This is a genomic window from Treponema sp. R6D11 (assembly GCF_054786075.1).
In genome coordinates, this window is sequence record NZ_BDHD01000432.1 from 1 (window position 1) to 936 (window position 936).

The following is a 936-nucleotide window of genomic DNA, read 5'->3' on the forward strand; positions in this document are numbered from 1 at the left end:
ACGGCGCACTCCGGCCGACGAGGACTGTTCTTTTTGAATGGTAAATTTCCCCAAAGTTCCGGTTTTTTCCACATGGGGGCCGCCGCAGACTTCTTTGGAAAAGAAATCGGAGGTCGAGTTGCCGATAGTGTAGACTTTTACCTGCGATTCGTACTTTTCTCCGAAAAGAGCTATAGCCCCGGCCGCTTTCGCCTCCTCAAGCGCCATTATTTCCATAAAAACGGGAAAATCCCTTTCTATCTGCTCATTGACGATATCCTGCACCTTTTTTACCTGTTCGGGCGTCATTGGCGCGTCGTGGGCAAAGTCGAAGCGGAGCCGCTCCGCCGTGATATTGCTCCCTTTTTGGGCGACATGATCCCCCAAAACCGTCCTTAACGCCTTATGCAAAAGGGGGGTCGCCGTGTGGTACTTGACCGCCATTTCGCCCTGATCCCCAAGCCCGCCCTTGAAAGAGCCGCTTTGCGAGCGCGAAAGTTCCTGGTGCTTTTGAAACGCCTCGTCAAATTCTTCTTTATTTACCTTCATTCCCGATTCGGCGGCAAGTTCTTCTGTAAGTTCGATGGGAAAGCCATAAGTATCGTAAAGTTTGAAAGCCAGCCGCCCCGACATGATTTTCCGCGGGTCTTTGAGCAGATTGGGCAGAAGTTTTTCAAATTCATGCTCGCCCTTTTGCAGGGTTTCTAAAAATTTCGCCTCTTCTTTGTCAAGTTCGCTTATTATAAAGGCGCGGTTTTGCTCAAGTTCGGGATACGCGCCCTTTAACCGATCCACCACGACCTGCGCTATTGGAGAAAGGCTGAACTTTTCGCCGTTAAGTTTTCGCCCGTGGCGTACGGCGCGCCGTATCAGGCGGCGCAGGACGTAACCCGCCCCCACGTTGGAAGGGCTTACCGCCTTCGGGTCTCCCAAGATAAAAGTCGCGGAGCGCACGTG

The 936-nt window shown here is 52.4% G+C and carries 1 protein-coding gene; it reads right to left on the reverse strand.

What is annotated here, in order from left to right:
• Positions 1-936, reverse strand: a 936-nt coding sequence (locus ACYVTD_RS13735) for an alanine--tRNA ligase-related protein (RefSeq protein WP_461248294.1), incomplete at both ends; no start/stop codon positions are given.